Source organism: Paenibacillus sp. Lou8.1, assembly GCF_024213565.1.
Classification (GTDB): Bacteria; Bacillota; Bacilli; order Paenibacillales; family Paenibacillaceae; genus Paenibacillus; species Paenibacillus polymyxa_B.
On sequence record NZ_JANAVN010000006.1, the window covers coordinates 168,154 to 184,574 of the forward strand.

Sequence of the window (16,421 nt, forward strand, 5' to 3'; positions counted from 1 at the left end):
AACGAAGGCGTATGCCTAGGTTTGAGGTGCTTCCTCTATATCACGAGTATGTTTTGAAGCTATTATACTTCGTTCCAAGCAGGATGTAAACAGAACTGACAAATTATTTGAGGATATTAATGAATCTGAACGCCCAAGTTCCGAAAAAATCCTCGTATATTCTGCATGTAAGAATCCTGAGTAGCGGAAGATTCCTTAAGAAGATTTTGCATACTGTTCAAAAAAGCAGAAGCTGATGTCGTATCAGCTTTGTCAAACCGATTGTTTAGCGGTGTGTTATTTAGCAACTCTGCGTTCTGTCCCGTGCGTTCCTTGTATTTCTCAATCCAATCGGGATGTTGAGGAACATTTTGCGCAAAATTTAACAGTTGGCTCAGCCCATTTCCTCCACCTTTAATATCATTCATGTACGCCGTATATTTTTGAGGATCGACCTGCTTCATCACTTCCGATAGCTTGACATAATCCTCAGGAGCACCTGACGGACGATCTATTGGAGTCGTGTAGCTAATATCTCCGGTCTCTGGATCAGTGGATCGTGTCAAAGCAATACTAGCAATCTGGTTCATGGTTTCGAGAAATTCTTTGGCCTTGTCGCCTTCCATATAATGATCAGCAATATACTTGGATTGAGTAACTCCCATCTCCAGCAGCACAGCTCGCTGACTCTCATCCGTTACTGTTCCGTCGACGATAAAATTAGATTGAATCATACTGTACACTGCATTAGACACTTCTTCTGGCTGACCTTCCAAAACCAGGTTTAATGAATCATTAATCTGTGTTGTACCGAAATACTTGGCAGCCTTTGATACAATAGCCCCTTCGGCCAACTGTCTACCAGCTTCACTGATCTCCACGGAGTCTTGAACTACCATTCTGGAGACCTGTTCTTTATGAAGCTGGGGTGGTGGAGCTTGCTTGCTTGTCGGATTGATCCGTAAACTACTTGCATTAAGAATCGCTTGCTGTGCTCTAAGAGATCCAAAATTCATTCTATTTCCTCCTGTCATGTTTGTAACAGGCAATCTAAGGCGTATGTATAGTGTAATGTGACCCTGTTTCTATATATATCGGACAAAGCATATATGGAATGAATATACGCTTTGTCCCAATAATGAACAAAAATTGAAACAAACTACTTTTATTTCATTCAAGCAACAATTCACCTTAAGTGATTGCTTTATAACCCCATCTATCACCCTCCATAAATACTGTAAGCAAAGTGATATACAACATCTGTGGCTATATTCGAAGTACCTCTCACCTGAGCAGCTACCCCCGAAAGATCAAAATAGTGTGTGAAACTGATAGCTCCAGACAGATATTCTGCAATACTTCCAGTTGAAGGTGGCAGGGAAACAGTAACACTAAAAACTCCATTCTGATCCGTATATGCAGTACCTGTGCGAGTGCGATTTCCGCTGCTTTCGCTCCAGTTTTGATTCAACCATGTTACGTCAACAGGAGCATTTGCAACTGGATAATTGTCAGTTGTAGTAACTACACCCTTCACAGTAAAACTACTACTTCCATTAACTCGATAATGGCGCCCATAAGAATAGGTTGGGTAGTCATTAGGCCCATTTTTAGAAGAATCATAACCGGTAATTACAACTTTCCCAGCCCGAAGCACCGGTTTAAGTGTGAGTGCATATGAATGGTCAGCTGAAAACTGATTTGTTGTGTACACTCGCACATAGTAGGTTCCTGTATTTAGGCTAACATTGTGATTCGTTTGTGGCAAAAGTACCATTTGGTTTCCGGTAAGGGCTCCGTAGACTTCCGCTTTGTAGCCGTAGCCGTCCGATACACTGTCAAGCTTTACGTTCAAAGCGTCATAATTGCGGCTGGCAGGGATCGTAACTTGGTACCAGTCGTTATCAATGCCTGAATGAATGGAGCGTGAATTAAGCGACGAACCCCCCGTACTAAAGGTAAAGTTATAGGCATGGAAAGCACTCTCATCTGGTTCATATGCATCGTAGCTGGAACTTGTATCGACCGTTAGATAGAAAGGATCATTGATGCTGGAACCCTTTTTGGCATGGACAGCAATCGCATATGCCTTTTCATATCCGGCAGTGTTGCGGGTTCCTACGTTTTCAGGAAGTGAGGCAGCACCCTGTTCATAATTGTTAAAATAAGTACCATAGGTGGATGCGTCAATGGCATTAGGATTAATGTCACCTGTCGTCATATCAAACTCATATAAGTATAAGTCATAGTCAAGCTGAGCTGAAAATGGACCATCCAACTGAGACTGCAACAATTCACCTGGCTGCAAATAGATCGGATATAAAAATTGTGTGCCTCCCTCTTGCGTAATCGTACCTGAATACGTAGCAGAAGAAGCTGTGGCTGAAGCAGCCATTGGGCTTGCTTTCAGCGAAGTAACGGGTTCCCTTTTCAATGAGGTTGTCTCTGGTGTCTTGAAGTTGAGATTTTCTTGCATGACATAAACCGAAGACGTAACGCTGTCTGGCTTGTCTGCCCGTGTCAAACGCTTAATGACGTCTTCCTTGTCAGTTGTTAGCTGAATCTCGGATTCTGCTTTAATCGCTTGATCCGATGCAACCTCCGTACTTTCACTCGCATTCGCAGTCATTCCGAAAGCAAACAGGAGCATCATGCTTAACATCACTGCAATAGCCTTTTTGAACCTCTTCATACTGAAATCCCCTCTCAAATGGTTTAAGGAATTCCCGCTATCCCCGGATAAACCAGGGCGATTTCTAGGCTGTATGGCTCTATCATAATACATTATTGGTTCAAGTGGAATATACTTCTTAAAATATTCTTATTTGTAATACGAATGAATAGCTTTAGGTTAATCAACTTAATTTTGACACTATTTTACCATAAAATTCCTACCATTCTCTTATTTATACGATATAATCAAATAATATGGATAGTTCTTTCTGACTATTAAATGAATCGAATTACCCATAACATATACAAAAAAGGGGAATACAGATGAAAAAGCTCAGCGTATTTATATTAGTATTATGTTGCTTCTCCATTTTGGCAGCTTGCTCTACCGATCCGATAAAAAAAGATTTAATCACGTATGTAAATGATGGAATGCTTCCATTGGCACAAGATGAAAAAGCAATTACTGATAAGTATGAAGCTGTGACCGGAGATAACTTTACAGATGATGTTACACTATATAATGCTTTAAAAGACGATATCATCCCGGAATACACCAAATTTGTTGATAAGTTAGAAGCTGTAAAGACAGAAACTCCTGAGGTAAGAGCCGTCCACGAAACCTACATCAAGGCCGCTAGTACTCAAAAGGAAGCCTTCATTAAGATGCTCGATGCGTTGGATAAACAGGATCTGAACTTAATCAATGAAAGTAACACTAAGCTCAGCGAAGGTAGAAAACTATTCAGAGATTTTGGTGAACAGGTCAACACACTTGCCAAAGAGCATAATGTGGAGATGAATAAGAAATAAATATTAAAACTCCCTTGATGGGAGTTTTTTATATACTTATGAATATTCGAAGCAAATTACCGCTTTGCTTAATTGTTGGTCGTAAAATAAATAGACGGTATCCGCCCCGCACGCTTGAAAATAATATCCGGTAATGGAACCGATATAGGTAAAAGTCTCACCATTGGGACGCTTAGGCACATGGAGCAAATTGGTTTTGCTCAAACTGGAGCAAATTGGTTTGCTCAAACTGGAGCATTTCTTCCAATGATTCCCCATATTCCTTGATGTAGCTTTGAGCCTTATCAGACTGAAAAGCGATATCATCCAAAATTCCGTTAACTTCAGGGAAACTCAGCCCCCAACCGCTGGATTGCTTTTCCTCAAAATCACGGGTGAGTTCATGAAACAAAATGCAGCCACTCGTCCTGCTCCGGGAATAAGAACTGAAGATTAATCGAGCAAATCGGCAGAAAGTGCTTGCGATGATGTTCAAGATCGCTGGCAAATACGTCCTCGTATGCTGGAAAACGTTTGATGAATCTCTCAGGTATGTTCATGATAGTCCCCCCTATATTGTATGGTTTTCCGGCAGTCTTCTGATCTGAAACGTTCCTTCAATGGAAATCACGCTATAGAGTTCATCAAATCCTTCTTCGTAGCTTGGAACCTCTAGTTTACTCATTACACTTTTAATACCGATTTCAGGAATATACTCTTTGCCTGTACGCTGCTCATTACGCTTAATAGATTCTGCAAAATCGGGCTCAAAATAGTAGCCAATAATTTTAAATCCCTTATTTTTACAAGCATCTATATATTTCTTCCGTTCTATAACAGTAGCATTTGTATTGTCTACAACAAAGCGCTGCATGGTTTCGATGGAGGCTTGTAGATAAATATTTTCCCTATTCCGTGTTTTAAGCATATCAAGGTTTATTCGCATATGTGTTTTGAAGAAATGTTCTTTATAAAATGTCGACTTGCCCGAAGCCTGAATTCCTATAAAAATGACACACTCCAAATCTACACATCCTTGTCCAAGTATACATATTGGTTAATATAATCTCTATTCTGTGAAAAAATCGGTGTCTCATGATCAACATCCCACTTGCTTCTAACGGCTTCGCCTTTGTTGTACTGTTGTTTGGTAATGCAAATTCCCCGCTTTTGCCAGACCGGAAGATCGTTCCAGTTTAGCTCTTTTTCCACAAAAAGCTTGTCTTGTAGCTGATTTCCGTTCAATCCTTCTAGTTCTGAATGCCTGAAATGGGCTTGAGCTACCATAGAAATGCTATTTTTAGTAGCATCTTGTTGTCTCCATAGGAAGTAGTTTGTAACCTCATCCTGGGGCAAAACCCATGCTCTCGCATCAAAAGTGGCTAAAGGCTGACCTGGGTAAACCTTTTGGATTTCCTCATTAAATTTGGCTGTAGCCAGCGAGGCAGATATGGACACCATCTTTTGAAGATTATTTTCAAACCAGGATTGCGTCGTTAATTTGTCATAATTCGTAAGAAGCAGTGAAATTTCATCGCTCTGATGATACACCAATTTACATCCCATAATGTTATAGGCCAAGTATTTACACGTCTCCCATAATGCAAAAATTAGTTTCTCATCAAAAGGTTTCGTCATCCCACGTGTAAAGGTATGAAAATGCGCACCATCAATTCTGATAATTACGGGTAAACGGCGTGGTAGGCTTAATCTATAGGCATTTTCATATTCCTTCATCCTATTTCCAAAATCATTTTTTTTCATAAACTATGTAGGTTCCTTTCCTGATCCGTGGTTTGCGCATAGAGTACAACAATGTCTATCTTCCCCAATAGGCGTATATAAGAATTGTAACAAATTGGATTATGCATTGCTAGGAATTAAGCAAGACAAAAAACCTTAGCAGATGGGCTTGCAGAGTCTTTGGTTTTTTGGTATCTATTCCCCAAATGTTAGGCTATAATATTTCCATCTTTGAATTTATTCCGATATGAAAAGGATGATATATTTGAGCCAAAATCCATCCATTCCGCGCCCGTTAGTCAGGGCTAATCAATGGGTAATTGTTTTATCTGTAGTTTTTACTTGGATTACAGGGGGATATGGGGTGCTAGTTATTCCTCTTATCGCGGGAGTGCTCGGCGTCCTTTTTAACTTCAATCCAGTAATGCGGATAGCCAAGCTTTTCTTGAAGAAAAGCCCCTCCTCATATGTGCAGGAGAACCGAGAACAGCAAAGGTTTAATCAGCTTCTTGCCGTCTTTTTTCTGCTGGTCGCTTGGGTAGGATTTATGCTCCAGTGGAGTATTGTCGCTTATGTATTTTCGGCCATGGTCCTAGTGGCGGCCTTGGTGGCTATCCTTGGTTTTTGCATAGGATGTTTTGTTCTCTACCAATGGTCCCAATATCAATATCGAAGAAGAAAAAACGTGTAAACAGAAAAAACTCTCTATTCATTCCATTTCAATTAGGACATCGTTAATTAAATCGAGGGTGTAGCCGAACTCTCCAACAATATGGATGCTATATCGGTTCCGCCTTCTTTTTATTTTGCGGTAATATTATCTTCAAATACAAAAACAGAGATGGCTATATCTTCCTCCACTTTAATATCTGAAAAGAGGTGCAGCAGCCGCGAACCCATGTAATCCTCCAGTTCTTTATTGAAGTGTGTGGGATATATTTTTTGAACCATTTTGGTTCGAGCTGCATGCACCATCTCTTTCCCAGATTCTTCTTGTGCCAGAAACTTTTCGGATGGGGTTAAATTTCCATACAGCATCGTGATGGCCATATTATCTACAAAGGTTGTATGTATGCGCTCCGGGCCTTTCCCAAACAGCTCTTTACGTACTTTTCGAATAATTTCGTTAAAACCCGTTTCCCTTCTCATATCGCACCGCTCTCCTAAAATCTACTAAAATCCCTATTACTATATCCATCATAACCGATTCCTCTCCTATAAAACAGAGACTAGCGAAAGTGATTTTTGGAACATGATTTTATCTAAAATTATAAACGTTCATTAATTTTGTTTAACATTTCCTCTAAGATTTGCTTCTCCTCTTCGGTCAGGGCTTGAACAATTTCGTCCTCCACCTTTTGAAAAGAGTCACTAAAAGCTTCAATCAATTCAATGGCTTTTGGTAAAACATAAATATTTTTTTGCCGCTCATTATTGGCCGGGATTTTGCGCTCGATGAATCCTTTTTGCTCAAGACCTTGAAGTATGCTTGTAATGCTGGCTCCGCGCAGATGAAACCGATCGGCCAGATCCTTCTGAATTAAATTATTTTCTTGATTCTCGTAGATATATCTAATCATTTTTCCTTGTTGAGCATTTAATCCCAACTCTTTTATGCTCTCGTCCGCTCTTTTCTTTAACTTAAGACCGATAACCTGAAACAAATCCAGAAAAACCGTATCCTTTTGGGTTTCCATAATCATACCTCCTCAAATTATTAGAAGTCTAATTGTCAGTAAATAAACTATATAAATCTCTAAACTGTTTGTCAAATGAAAATCAGTTTATTGACAGTTATAAAACTAATAGTTAGAATTCTAAGTGTTTAAAACTGAACACTAAGGAGGAACGACATGAAGAATGTAACTCAAAGCTCTACGGTAGAAAAAGTTACAGCGATTACGAATGTACGTATTTTCGATGGAGAAAAAGTTATTGAGCCCAGAAATGTTGTCATCCAGGGGGAAACCATTATTTCGGTAGGCGGAGACCTTCCGACGCATGCAACGATCATCGATGGGGAAAATGCGACATTATTGCCTGGCCTGATTGATGCGCATGTCCACACTTCAATCGGTGGGTTACGAGATGCTTTAAAATTCGGCGTCACGACAGAACTCGAAATGAACGGCAGTTTTACAGAAAGAGGGCGCAAGATCCAGTTGAAAAACGTGAATGACGCCGCTGAAGTCCGTTCCGCCGGCACAGCGATCACTGCTCCAGGTGGTCATCCGGATGAATTATTGCAGGATGAGGATGAAATTCCTGAGTTCGTATTAAAGGAATTGGAGAAGTTACCCAAGGAAGACCGGGAAGCTATGCTAGCCGCCTACGCTCACGATCACGAAAAAGTGCCCCAAGTGACGACAGTGGAAGAAGCGATCAAACATGTGCATACCCAAGTGGAGAGTGGCGCCGACTATATTAAAATCATGATTGAAGAAGGGACGGTCTTGGGTGCCCCTGGACTGCCTATTTTAAGCGACGAGATTTTAAAAGCAGCCGTGGCAGAAGCCCATAAATTCGATAAAATAGTCATAGCTCACGTCTTGACGGCTCATTCTTCGCAAACCGCCATCGATATGGGAGTCGACGGATTGGGTCACTTGTTTCTCGACAGGCCCGAATTCACATCCGAGTTGGTGAAATCCATAGCGGATTCACGCGCGTTTGTTATACCGTGCTTGGTATTGAACTCATCCATTCTGGGGAATCCGGCATCAGAATTGGCGAATGATTCACGTGTTTATTCCAAATTAAGTCCGGAATGGATCGATATTTTGAACTCAAGCTTCCATACTTTCCCGCAAGGCAATTTGGAGAATAGCTTTAAAAATGTGATGGATCTTCACCGTGCCGGTGTGGATATTCTGGTCGGGACGGATGTCGCCCCCGTTCCTGTTCCCAATCTTGGCGGCCTCGCTCATGGAGCCAGCGTTCATCATGAAATGCAATTGCTGGTTGAGGCCGGATTTACTCCCATAGAAGCGCTTCAGTCGGCTACCGCGAAACCGGCCCGTTGCTTTGGGCTTAACGATCGCGGCTGTATTGCCGAAGGTTCGCTCGCTGACCTTATACTAGTAAACGGTGATCCGACAGCCAACATCTCGGATACTTTGTCGATCAAATCCGTATGGTTAAAAGGTGTGCAACAACTATGTTAATCGTAGCCTATCGAACAGGAACAACTTTCTAATCTCATTTGTATGACTTCCATTTTTACTTTCCGAGGATAGCTTAATCTTGTTGCCAACGCAAAAACACCTTCAAGGTTATCTCCATATCTTACGACATGGGGTTTCACTTTGAAGGTGTTTTAATTACAAGGAACATTGTAAAAATGTACAAACAGTGGCCCCAAACACTTTCGCCATGCACTGTTTGTCATAAAATATAGGACTTACTCGTAGGCACCGATGTTCACAGCGGCTCCCTGTACTCTTGGCTTCCCGTCGATATCCAGTGTTCCAATGATGGCACGGTCCGTGTTCCCGGCATCGATCGCAGGTGACGAAGACTGCAAATGGAAGTCGTTGTTCGCGGCATTCACGAATTTAGGATCGGCAAATAGAGAATGCGTATCGTTGCCGGTCCCCGATTTGTACGCGGAGAATCCCGTATACTCTTTATTTTTCCAAGTCCAATTGGCTTCCGAGCTGCCGCCTGGAGCAAAATATAAATTATAATCCACAACATTGCCGGAATTTTTGGTGTATCCATTGGATATCAGCACATCCGTGGAGCTGGCCACGAAAATATTGTTTTTGATCACGTTGTTTCGCGTATCATATTGAACCAAAAGCTGACCGCTTCCGTCGTCAAACGTATCGTTCTTGTATAGTGTATTGTTCACGATCTTGCAGTTTACCGTGGAGCCACGCTCCTCATTGTAACCGCCCATGGCAATGCCGGTCAGTCGGTTGTTATATATCACGTTGCTGCGAACCGTAATATTACTGGTTGCTTTACCGGCGTGCTCAGAAGCAATTTCGACGCCGATATCGTTGTTGTAGCTGTAGTTCTGCTCAATAATGCTGTCCTTGCCTCCATCTACATAAATGCCGCCGGCCGAGTTGTCATCGCTCTTGTAAGATGGGTTATTTTGAACTGAATTATTATACACCCGATTGCCCTTCACCAACCCGTTCCGCGCCTGATCGTAAGTCGTATTCGGCGCGGTGCCCTCAAAGCCGATCAAATCAATCCCGATGTTGTCATTATCGTGAATAAGGTTGTTGGTCGCCACAAAGCCATCCACGTTGCCGTTTAAAACGAGCGATTCGCTGGAGCCCAGCACGAGATTGTACAGCTCATTGCCGCTGATCGTAAGGTCGTGAATCGAAGCCGGAGCTTTCGTGCCGTAAACAGCGATACCGTGAGCGTCCCGACCCAATCGATCTTTGCCGGTCGGAGTGACCGTGTTTTTGATGTCATGGATTTTGTTGTTGGACAGATTAATGAAGCCGCCCGAACCGTGGACATAAATACCTACAGGCACCACGTTCTTGGAAGCAGTGGTAAAATTGCGAATTTCAAACCCCTGAACAGTAACGTAATTGACATCGGCCAGTTCGATCAGCCCTTCGTTCCCGCTAACCGAAAGTCCGCTGCCATCAATAATGGCGGTCTCTGTCCCATAGTTGGTGAACACAATGGGACCCTGGGAAGCGGAGCCAGAGCGGGTAATCTTTAATTTCTGCTTGTACACGCCGCCTCGGACGTAAACCGTGCTGCCCGCAGGAGCCACGTCGGCCGCGTGCTGCAACGTCTTCCACGGCGCATCGTTCGTTCCGGCGTTGGAGTCGCTGCCGCTCGTGGCCACATAATATTCTGTACCGGCCGCGGAAGCGGCGGGAGGTTGCACATTTCCGGCCACCAGACCAAGCCCGAAAGCCATGGCTAAACCTACCAGAAACATTTGCCCGAATTTCTTCATGTTCCTCATCCCCCTTTGTTTTTCTTGTAAATTGTACCATAATTCTACTAAATCTGTTCTATGGCATCGGCCATTAGTGCAACCTAATGCGCGATACCAAGGACCGGGAGGTCACCGTAATCGCTGTCGAAAGGAACAAGAAACCCTGCGTTTTAGTAATCGCAGGGTTTCTTGGTGATCTAAGCTGCTCTATAACGTTGCCGCAGCTGCCCTATCGTCAGACTGCGCATGTTCTTACTCCAGACGGACTAATCCTTTACCAGTCGATTAGAAAGCATCAACATGATAAAAGAGAATAAAATGATGACGGCTACCCAGCTCCAGGAGAGTGTCATATTTCCGACCTCGGACGCAGTGTAAATTGCTGTAGGCAGAGTTTGGGTCTGTTCAGGAATATTACCTGCAAGCATCAGCGTAGCGCCAAATTCCCCTAACCCTCGGGCAAATCCGAGAATGTATCCTGAAATGAGCGGTCGATAGGCAAGGGGCATCGTAATGTGGCGAAACACTTGCCATTCGTTGGCACCTTGCGCACGTGCAGCCTGCTCTACCTCCGGGTCTACAGCTTCAAATCCTGCTTTAATCGTACGGTAAGCCAGTGGAAAAGCAACAACTACGGCCGCCACCACTGCAGCTCCCCACGTAAATACAATCGTCTGCTGGAACAGGTTTTCGAAGGCAGTGCCGATCCAGCTTTTCCTTCCCAGCAAGATGAGCAAAATAAAGCCGACAACAGTGGGAGGCAAAACGAGCGGAAGAAGTAGGACGGTCTCGATCACGCTGGTTCCCCTCCGCGGCGTGCAGTTCGCCATCATTCGCGCTACCACAGTAGCTAATAAAAAGACGATGATGCTGGCGACGATAGCGACTTTAACAGATACGATAACCGGAGGAAGAAAAGCTGACCAATCCAACGGGACCCCCTCCTTTATCTGTAAATTCTATTTTCCCGTCATTTCTGTAGGGGCTGAAAATCCATCTTTACTGAACACACTCATTGCTTCATCTGTCCGTAGAAAATCAAGAAACTCGCCTGCTTCCTGGCTATGTTTGGTTGCTTTTACAATGCCTTCAGGATACAGGATGGGTGCATGCAATTTCTCGGGCACTTCCAGTGCTATGACCGTTTTATCGGATGATTTGGCATCCGTTAGATAGACGAGTCCTGCATCGGCGTTGCCTGTTTCAACATAATTTAATACCTGTCTTACGTCCTTGGCGAATACCATCTTAGGTTCCAGCTTGTCCCATAGTCCAGCCTTCGTTAACGATTCTTTGGAATACTGTCCGGCGGGAACGGTAGTAGGCTCCCCAACAGCCACTTTCAGGAAAGAAGGACCCATCAAGTCATTGAGCGTAATGCTTTTGTTATCTGTGCTTTTCGCCTTATCTTGCGGAATAACCACAACCAGTTTATTTTGAAGCAGCACGTTATCCTTTTCCACTAATGAAGCATCGGTTAATGCCTTCATTTGCTTCATGCCTGCCGAAATAAATACGTCAGCGGGTGCGCCTTGCTCAATCTGTTTTTGTAATGTACCAGATGAAGCGTAGTTAAAGGTAAGTTTGATATCTGGGTGCTGTTTCTCATACTGGCCTTTGAGCGTATTCAGACTATCTTGAAGACTTGCAGCGGCTGATACGACTAGTTCTGTCTTGGGTGCGGACTGTGCCGATTGTACAGCAGCCGGAGACGAGCACCCCGCCAGAACCCATGCCAACAATCCAACGAACGTGAATATGTACCCAAATTTCTTTTTCAACTTGTTTTTCCCCTATCCTATAAATTCCAAAATGAGATGACGAAGTGTGATAGCGAAAATAAGGAAACATTGTACATCTCATAACCGGTCGAATCTATTGGGTCAACCCAAATATTTGTGATAAATCGATCTCGCCTCGGCGATGTCCTTCGTGCCATGAATTAAGACGCGTCCATCCTGAAAAAGAACAATTCGATGCGTTCCGATAACAACGGATACCAGGTATGGATTATGCTCCACCTTGCCCCCCTGACGGGATAACAAACGTGCCGCTTCATTCAGATCACGTACAGTACCCAGGGCAGGGCGGATTTGAACCGTATCTCGTCCGCACAAGACAGCCGTTTTAGCCTGATGCTCCGATTGTAAAAAAGGATACACTGGGTGCTCACCACACGTTGGGCAATCGGCTTTCTTCATGGCGCTGATTTGAATCGCCTGATGCTGATTGTTCCACAAGTCGAAAGATATCAGCTTATTTTGCAAAGCCGAATCGTCCCCGGTGAGCAGCTTCAATGCTTCGGCGCTTTGATAAGAGGCCACCATCTGTACAGCCGGGCTAATCACACCGACCGTATCACAGGTCGCACCGCCAAGCGGTACGGTCCCGAGCAGGCAATGCAGGCACGGTGTCTGCCCTGGCACGATGGTAAAGGTTGTCCCATAGCTGCCCACACACGCCCCGTAAATCCAAGGAATTCGGTGCTTGACCGCATAATCGTTCATAAGCAGACGTGTATCGAAATTATCGGTGGCATCTACGATAAGATCTACTCCTGCTGCGATATCGTCGATTTCCTCCAGCGAGACGTCCCGGACTAGCGCACGAATGTCCACGTCCGAATTGATTTGCTGCAATCGCTTCTGCGCGGCCACTGCCTTGGGGATCTGACCACGGGCATCCGCTTCGTCATAGAGCTGTTGACGCTGCAAATTGCTCCAATCTACATAATCACGGTCTACCAACGTCAGCCGTCCGATGCCCGCTCGCACCAGCATGTCAGCATTGGCAGTGCCCAGTGCGCCGGCCCCCACCATCAGCACGTGCTTACTACGGATATTTTGCTGGCCTGTCGGTCCAATTTTCGAGAATAATTCCTGTCTAGAATAACGGGCATGAGACTTATGCGCATGTGCTTGTGCATCAACTTCTTTTTTCTGATTTTTGTCCATTTCTGACATCGTTGATTTACACCCCCATACTTATCCATTGATAGCTACAAGTTGATCAGACAAGCTAAAAGTTCAAATGTCCTCGCCCTTATTCGAAAGCTTTGGAGTATTTTGAGGGTTCCAGCCACCCAGCTGATGCCCCTTCCATTCTGAGCCGTCCTCCCACACTTCCTTTTTCCAAATCGGTACGATTTGCTTTAACCGTTCAATGGCATGGCGGCTGGCTTCGTAGCAAGTATCGCGGTGTGCAGCAGAGACAGCAATCACCACACTCGTCTCTCCAATTCTTACCGTACCAAGCCGATGTGTAATCGCAGTACGTGTAGAAGGCCAACGCTCTGCAATTTCGTCACCAATCTGCTTCATTGTGTTCATGGCCATCGGGACATACGCCTCATATTCAAGCAGCACCGTTCGTTGACCTTGCGTAAATTCCCGAGTCGTACCATTGAAAGTCAGCGAGGCGCCATGAGAAGGGTCGAGCACCTTTGAGGTTACTTCATCGGCATCAATCGGGTCGTACGTAATGGCAAATAAGCCACATTTTGAAACGACCGTCTCCATCCCGGGTGCTGACTGATGAAGAGCAATTGTATCTGATGGAAGCACAAGTTCATCTGGAGAAGCCAACTTTTTATGATGGGTAAAAAAAGAACCTGGCAGTTGTGAAGTTACTTCCGGGTACAGCTCATTCAGCCTTTTTCGAATGTCTGCAATGGTCACCGCTTCCTGTGAAAGTTCTACCGTGATCACATTACCAAGTTGCTCCGCCATACCTGCGAATAGCTGAATACGGTATTGCATATGATCTGCCCCCTTGCACCTATTCTATCGAATTCATTTATTCTATTAATAGAATTTACCCTCCTGAAACCGGAGGAATAATCGCAATCTCATCATGGATACTTACGAGGTCCTCAGGAGCGGCGTAGGCTTGATTTCTGGCAACAAAAGAACCCTGCAACTGGGCTGCTGCTTCAGGGAAACACTCGGATAGCAAGTCTTTTAACGCGGCAACGCTCATCGTTTCTTGATCAGTAGGCACCGTGATTATAGGCCCTCCCATCTGTTCCGCAAGTCCGGCAAATACTTGAATATGATAGTTCATTTAACATCCCCTCCTTTTCAGTACAGTGACTGTCCACCACATATGTACCAAGAAAAACCAACATGAATGAATACCCCGAAAGGTTTTATTCCATGCTGGTTAACTATGACGGTGTACAATGAGGATTTGTATATTATATTTTAGATTCAACCAGTTCATCAATCCGCTCGGTATGCGTATATACATTCAGAGAATGACTGCGTATAAAGCCGACGGTTGTAATTCCCAGATCCTCAGCCAACTCAAGTGCAAGCTCTGTGGGAGCTGACTTGGACAACACAACTTCACAGCCAATCTTTGCAACCTTCAACAAAATTTCAGACGAAATGCGTCCGCTGAATACTATGATTTTGTCTTGTAATACAATATCATGTTTTAGGCAATGCCCATAGATTTTATCCAGCGCATTGTGTCGGCCGATATCTATTCTGGACAGGATCATCCCGTCTTTATCGCACAACGCTGCATTATGAACACCACCGGTCTCTTGGAACGTAAGTGCCGAGCTTTGCATTAAATCCATCAAGCGGAAACAATCGTCAAAAGACAGCGTAACATGGGTATCATTCATTCTTTTTGCCACTTTGGCATCATTCATAAAATAAAAGCCCTGTCTGCTTTTTCCGCAGCAGGAGGTAATGTACCGTTTGGAATGAAAGTTTTGATAAAACTCATTCATTCGACGGGTTTTAATATGAACAAAACCTTCTTTTTCCTGAACCCAAATATCTTCAATATCATCGTACCGTTGGATGACGCCTTCAGAGGCCAAAAAACCTACTGCCATATCCTCCACATACTCTGGTGTACAAACCATGGTAGCAAATTCCTGCTGATTGATTTTGATGGTCACCGGATGCTCCGTCACCACAGTGTCTTCAAAACGCTTGATCTGACCGTCACGATAACGTAGAATCTCACGTTTTACCTCAGCTGGCTTTTCCATGTGCTCCACTCCCTTGTTTCTGACAGGCGGGCTCTTCGGCTCACCCGCCGATGTGTGACATTTCAATTTTAGACGTTGCTTGTTGCTGTGTATGATTCAGTCGTTCCTCTGAATAGCGGTCGGTACGTTCTCTCCAAACACGCTCAATGTAAGCTCTAATCTCGTCATCGGACTGTTCGGAACGCAGCATCGCGCGAAGCTTGTACCCTTGAGAGGCAAACAGGCACGTGTACAAGGAGCCTTCAGCAGAAATTCTCGCTCGTGTACATGTGGAGCAGAAGGCGTCCGTAACAGACGAAATAATACCGATTTCCCCGTCTTTGTCCTGATACCTGTAGCGCGTCGCCACCTCACCTTTGTACTGGGGTAGAACAGGCTCTAACGGCATATGCTCATGAATGGCTTCGATGATCTGCTGCTTGGAAACGACCTGATCCAATTTCCAGCCATTGGTGTTGCCTACATCCATAAACTCAACAAAACGTAAAATATGCTTTTTCTTTTGGAAATAGTCAGCCATGGGAACAATATCCTGATCGTTAAAGCCCTTTTGCACGACCATATTTATTTTCACCTGCATCCCTGCTTGAGCGGCAGCCTCAATACCATCCAGCACCGCCTTTACACTGCTTCTGCCCCCGTTCATTTGGCGGAACCGATCATCATCGAGCGAATCCAGACTAACCGTCACTCTTTTCAGTCCCGCCTCTCGCAGTGCTACAGCATATTTAGGCAAAAATACGCCGTTTGTCGTCATTGCAATATCTTCAACGCCATCGAGTTGAGTTAACGAATGAATAAGCAAGGACAAATTTTTCCTCAGCAACGGCTCACCACCAGTAATACGCAACTTCGTAACGCCCAGCGAGACAAAAATACGGGAAAGGCGCGTAATTTCCTCAAAGGTCAATATTTTTTCTTTTGGCAAAAACGGATAGTCCTGGCCAAATATTTCTTCCGGCATACAATATCGGCACCGAAAATTACATCGGTCTATGACGGATATTCTTAAGTCCCGTAACGGACGATTCCATTGATCGTCGCTCCGGTTCGCCATCCTGTTCACCTCAATCCGTCTTTATTAATAAAACTCTTTACACTCTAAATTGGAACGGTATTTCCATTCATTTTATACTGAACCAAAAAACCGGCATCACAACAACTTCTTCGCTTATGAATATCGAAGAATCTGCTAAATGCCGGTTAATTTATCTACATCAGGATTTTACGAATCCCACTTCATGTGATATAGAAAAATCAAACTAACAAGCGCTGCGACAAATAAAATATACGCGGTTCCCACGCACA

The 16,421-nt window shown here is 44.1% G+C and carries 17 protein-coding genes and 1 pseudogene; 3 read left to right on the plus strand and 15 right to left on the minus strand.

All coding sequences use genetic code 11. The annotated features are described in order from the left end of the window. Window positions 1-116 precede the first annotated feature (116 nt). Together NLX78_RS10555 and NLX78_RS10560 are read right to left on the minus strand one after the other, a co-directional pair. Entirely contained in the window at window positions 117-995 is an 879-nt protein-coding gene (locus NLX78_RS10555; protein WP_254350333.1) for a hypothetical protein, read from the minus strand. Between the two features lie 203 nt (window positions 996-1,198). Then, on the minus strand, window positions 1,199-2,671 hold the full coding sequence (locus NLX78_RS10560) for an Ig-like domain-containing protein (RefSeq protein WP_254350334.1): 1,473 nt from the start codon (window positions 2,669-2,671) through the stop codon (window positions 1,199-1,201). 305 nt (window positions 2,672-2,976) lie between these two features. Here NLX78_RS10560 and NLX78_RS10565 point away from each other — a divergent pair, with 305 nt between their 5' ends. After that, window positions 2,977-3,465, plus strand: coding sequence for a hypothetical protein (locus tag NLX78_RS10565; protein WP_254350335.1), 489 nt, complete (start codon window positions 2,977-2,979; stop codon window positions 3,463-3,465). Between the two features lie 36 nt (window positions 3,466-3,501). On the opposite strand, the pseudogene NLX78_RS10570 reads toward NLX78_RS10565, so the two are convergent. The 3 genes and pseudogenes from NLX78_RS10570 to NLX78_RS10580 form a co-directional block, all read right to left on the minus strand. Next, a pseudogene (locus NLX78_RS10570) lies at window positions 3,502-4,004 on the minus strand (hypothetical protein). Window positions 4,005-4,015: 11 nt separating this feature from the next. Then, on the minus strand, window positions 4,016-4,468 hold the full coding sequence (locus tag NLX78_RS10575; RefSeq protein ID WP_250260860.1) for an AAA family ATPase: 453 nt from the start codon (window positions 4,466-4,468) through the stop codon (window positions 4,016-4,018). A gap of 2 nt (window positions 4,469-4,470) precedes the next feature. Next, window positions 4,471-5,208, minus strand: coding sequence for a tRNA(His) guanylyltransferase Thg1 family protein (locus NLX78_RS10580; protein WP_061830403.1), 738 nt, complete (start codon window positions 5,206-5,208; stop codon window positions 4,471-4,473). Between the two features lie 235 nt (window positions 5,209-5,443). Here NLX78_RS10580 and NLX78_RS10585 point away from each other — a divergent pair, with 235 nt between their 5' ends. Further along, window positions 5,444-5,878, plus strand: a complete 435-nt coding sequence (locus NLX78_RS10585) for a DUF4395 domain-containing protein (RefSeq protein ID WP_483311649.1) — start codon at window positions 5,444-5,446, stop codon at window positions 5,876-5,878. A gap of 110 nt (window positions 5,879-5,988) precedes the next feature. Here NLX78_RS10585 and NLX78_RS10590 read toward each other — a convergent pair whose 3' ends face one another. Beyond that, window positions 5,989-6,336 carry a Na-translocating system protein MpsC family protein gene (locus tag NLX78_RS10590; RefSeq protein ID WP_134903409.1) on the minus strand — a complete coding sequence of 116 codons (348 nt, stop codon included), beginning with the start codon at window positions 6,334-6,336 and terminating at the stop codon, window positions 5,989-5,991. Between the two features lie 119 nt (window positions 6,337-6,455). After that, on the minus strand, window positions 6,456-6,890 hold the full coding sequence (locus NLX78_RS10595; protein WP_419538109.1) for a MarR family winged helix-turn-helix transcriptional regulator: 435 nt from the start codon (window positions 6,888-6,890) through the stop codon (window positions 6,456-6,458). Between the two features lie 150 nt (window positions 6,891-7,040). Between NLX78_RS10595 and NLX78_RS10600 the strand changes: the two genes are divergently transcribed. After that, entirely contained in the window at window positions 7,041-8,351 is a 1,311-nt protein-coding gene (locus NLX78_RS10600) for an amidohydrolase family protein (RefSeq protein WP_254350336.1), read from the plus strand. Window positions 8,352-8,587: 236 nt separating this feature from the next. Here NLX78_RS10600 and NLX78_RS10605 read toward each other — a convergent pair whose 3' ends face one another. From NLX78_RS10605 to moaA, 8 genes are all read right to left on the minus strand, one after another. Next, a complete protein-coding gene (locus tag NLX78_RS10605) occupies window positions 8,588-10,123 on the minus strand; it encodes a choice-of-anchor Q domain-containing protein (protein ID WP_254350442.1) in 1,536 nt (511 codons plus the stop codon). A gap of 248 nt (window positions 10,124-10,371) precedes the next feature. Next, window positions 10,372-11,037, minus strand: coding sequence for a molybdate ABC transporter permease subunit (gene modB / locus NLX78_RS10610; protein ID WP_254350337.1), 666 nt, complete (start codon window positions 11,035-11,037; stop codon window positions 10,372-10,374). Window positions 11,038-11,064: 27 nt separating this feature from the next. Then, on the minus strand, window positions 11,065-11,886 hold the full coding sequence (gene modA, locus NLX78_RS10615; protein ID WP_254350338.1) for a molybdate ABC transporter substrate-binding protein: 822 nt from the start codon (window positions 11,884-11,886) through the stop codon (window positions 11,065-11,067). Between the two features lie 102 nt (window positions 11,887-11,988). After that, window positions 11,989-13,068: a thiazole biosynthesis adenylyltransferase ThiF gene (locus NLX78_RS10620; protein WP_302057336.1), complete on the minus strand. Its 1,080-nt coding sequence runs from the start codon at window positions 13,066-13,068 to the stop codon at window positions 11,989-11,991. A gap of 63 nt (window positions 13,069-13,131) precedes the next feature. After that, window positions 13,132-13,863 (minus strand): molybdenum cofactor biosynthesis protein, encoded by a 732-nt coding sequence (locus tag NLX78_RS10625; RefSeq protein WP_302057337.1) that lies wholly within the window; start codon window positions 13,861-13,863, stop codon window positions 13,132-13,134. A 55-nt stretch (window positions 13,864-13,918) separates the two neighbouring features. Next, window positions 13,919-14,167 (minus strand): MoaD/ThiS family protein, encoded by a 249-nt coding sequence (locus NLX78_RS10630; RefSeq protein WP_061829719.1) that lies wholly within the window; start codon window positions 14,165-14,167, stop codon window positions 13,919-13,921. A gap of 133 nt (window positions 14,168-14,300) precedes the next feature. Then, window positions 14,301-15,113, minus strand: a complete 813-nt coding sequence (gene fdhD / locus NLX78_RS10635; RefSeq protein ID WP_250268884.1) for a formate dehydrogenase accessory sulfurtransferase FdhD — start codon at window positions 15,111-15,113, stop codon at window positions 14,301-14,303. Window positions 15,114-15,153: 40 nt separating this feature from the next. After that, window positions 15,154-16,170 (minus strand): GTP 3',8-cyclase MoaA, encoded by a 1,017-nt coding sequence (gene moaA / locus NLX78_RS10640; RefSeq protein WP_254350339.1) that lies wholly within the window; start codon window positions 16,168-16,170, stop codon window positions 15,154-15,156. Between the last annotated feature and the right edge of the window lie 251 nt (window positions 16,171-16,421).

Coding starts and splice junctions, on each gene's coding strand:
- NLX78_RS10555 (WP_254350333.1), bottom strand. CDS start 995: ATGAATTTTGGATCTCTTAGAGCACAGCAAGCGATTCTTAATGCAAGT.
- NLX78_RS10560 (WP_254350334.1), bottom strand. CDS start 2,671: ATGAAGAGGTTCAAAAAGGCTATTGCAGTGATGTTAAGCATGATGCTC.
- NLX78_RS10565 (WP_254350335.1), top strand. CDS start 2,977: ATGAAAAAGCTCAGCGTATTTATATTAGTATTATGTTGCTTCTCCATT.
- NLX78_RS10580 (WP_061830403.1), bottom strand. CDS start 5,208: ATGAAAAAAAATGATTTTGGAAATAGGATGAAGGAATATGAAAATGCC.
- NLX78_RS10585 (WP_483311649.1), top strand. CDS start 5,444: ATGATATATTTGAGCCAAAATCCATCCATTCCGCGCCCGTTAGTCAGG.
- NLX78_RS10590 (WP_134903409.1), bottom strand. CDS start 6,336: ATGAGAAGGGAAACGGGTTTTAACGAAATTATTCGAAAAGTACGTAAA.
- NLX78_RS10595 (WP_419538109.1), bottom strand. CDS start 6,890: ATGATTATGGAAACCCAAAAGGATACGGTTTTTCTGGATTTGTTTCAG.
- NLX78_RS10600 (WP_254350336.1), top strand. CDS start 7,041: ATGAAGAATGTAACTCAAAGCTCTACGGTAGAAAAAGTTACAGCGATT.
- NLX78_RS10605 (WP_254350442.1), bottom strand. CDS start 10,123: ATGAAGAAATTCGGGCAAATGTTTCTGGTAGGTTTAGCCATGGCTTTC.
- NLX78_RS10620 (WP_302057336.1), bottom strand. CDS start 13,068: ATGTCAGAAATGGACAAAAATCAGAAAAAAGAAGTTGATGCACAAGCA.
- NLX78_RS10625 (WP_302057337.1), bottom strand. CDS start 13,863: ATGCAATACCGTATTCAGCTATTCGCAGGTATGGCGGAGCAACTTGGT.
- NLX78_RS10630 (WP_061829719.1), bottom strand. CDS start 14,167: ATGAACTATCATATTCAAGTATTTGCCGGACTTGCGGAACAGATGGGA.
- fdhD (WP_250268884.1), bottom strand. CDS start 15,113: ATGGAAAAGCCAGCTGAGGTAAAACGTGAGATTCTACGTTATCGTGAC.
- moaA (WP_254350339.1), bottom strand. CDS start 16,170: ATGGCGAACCGGAGCGACGATCAATGGAATCGTCCGTTACGGGACTTA.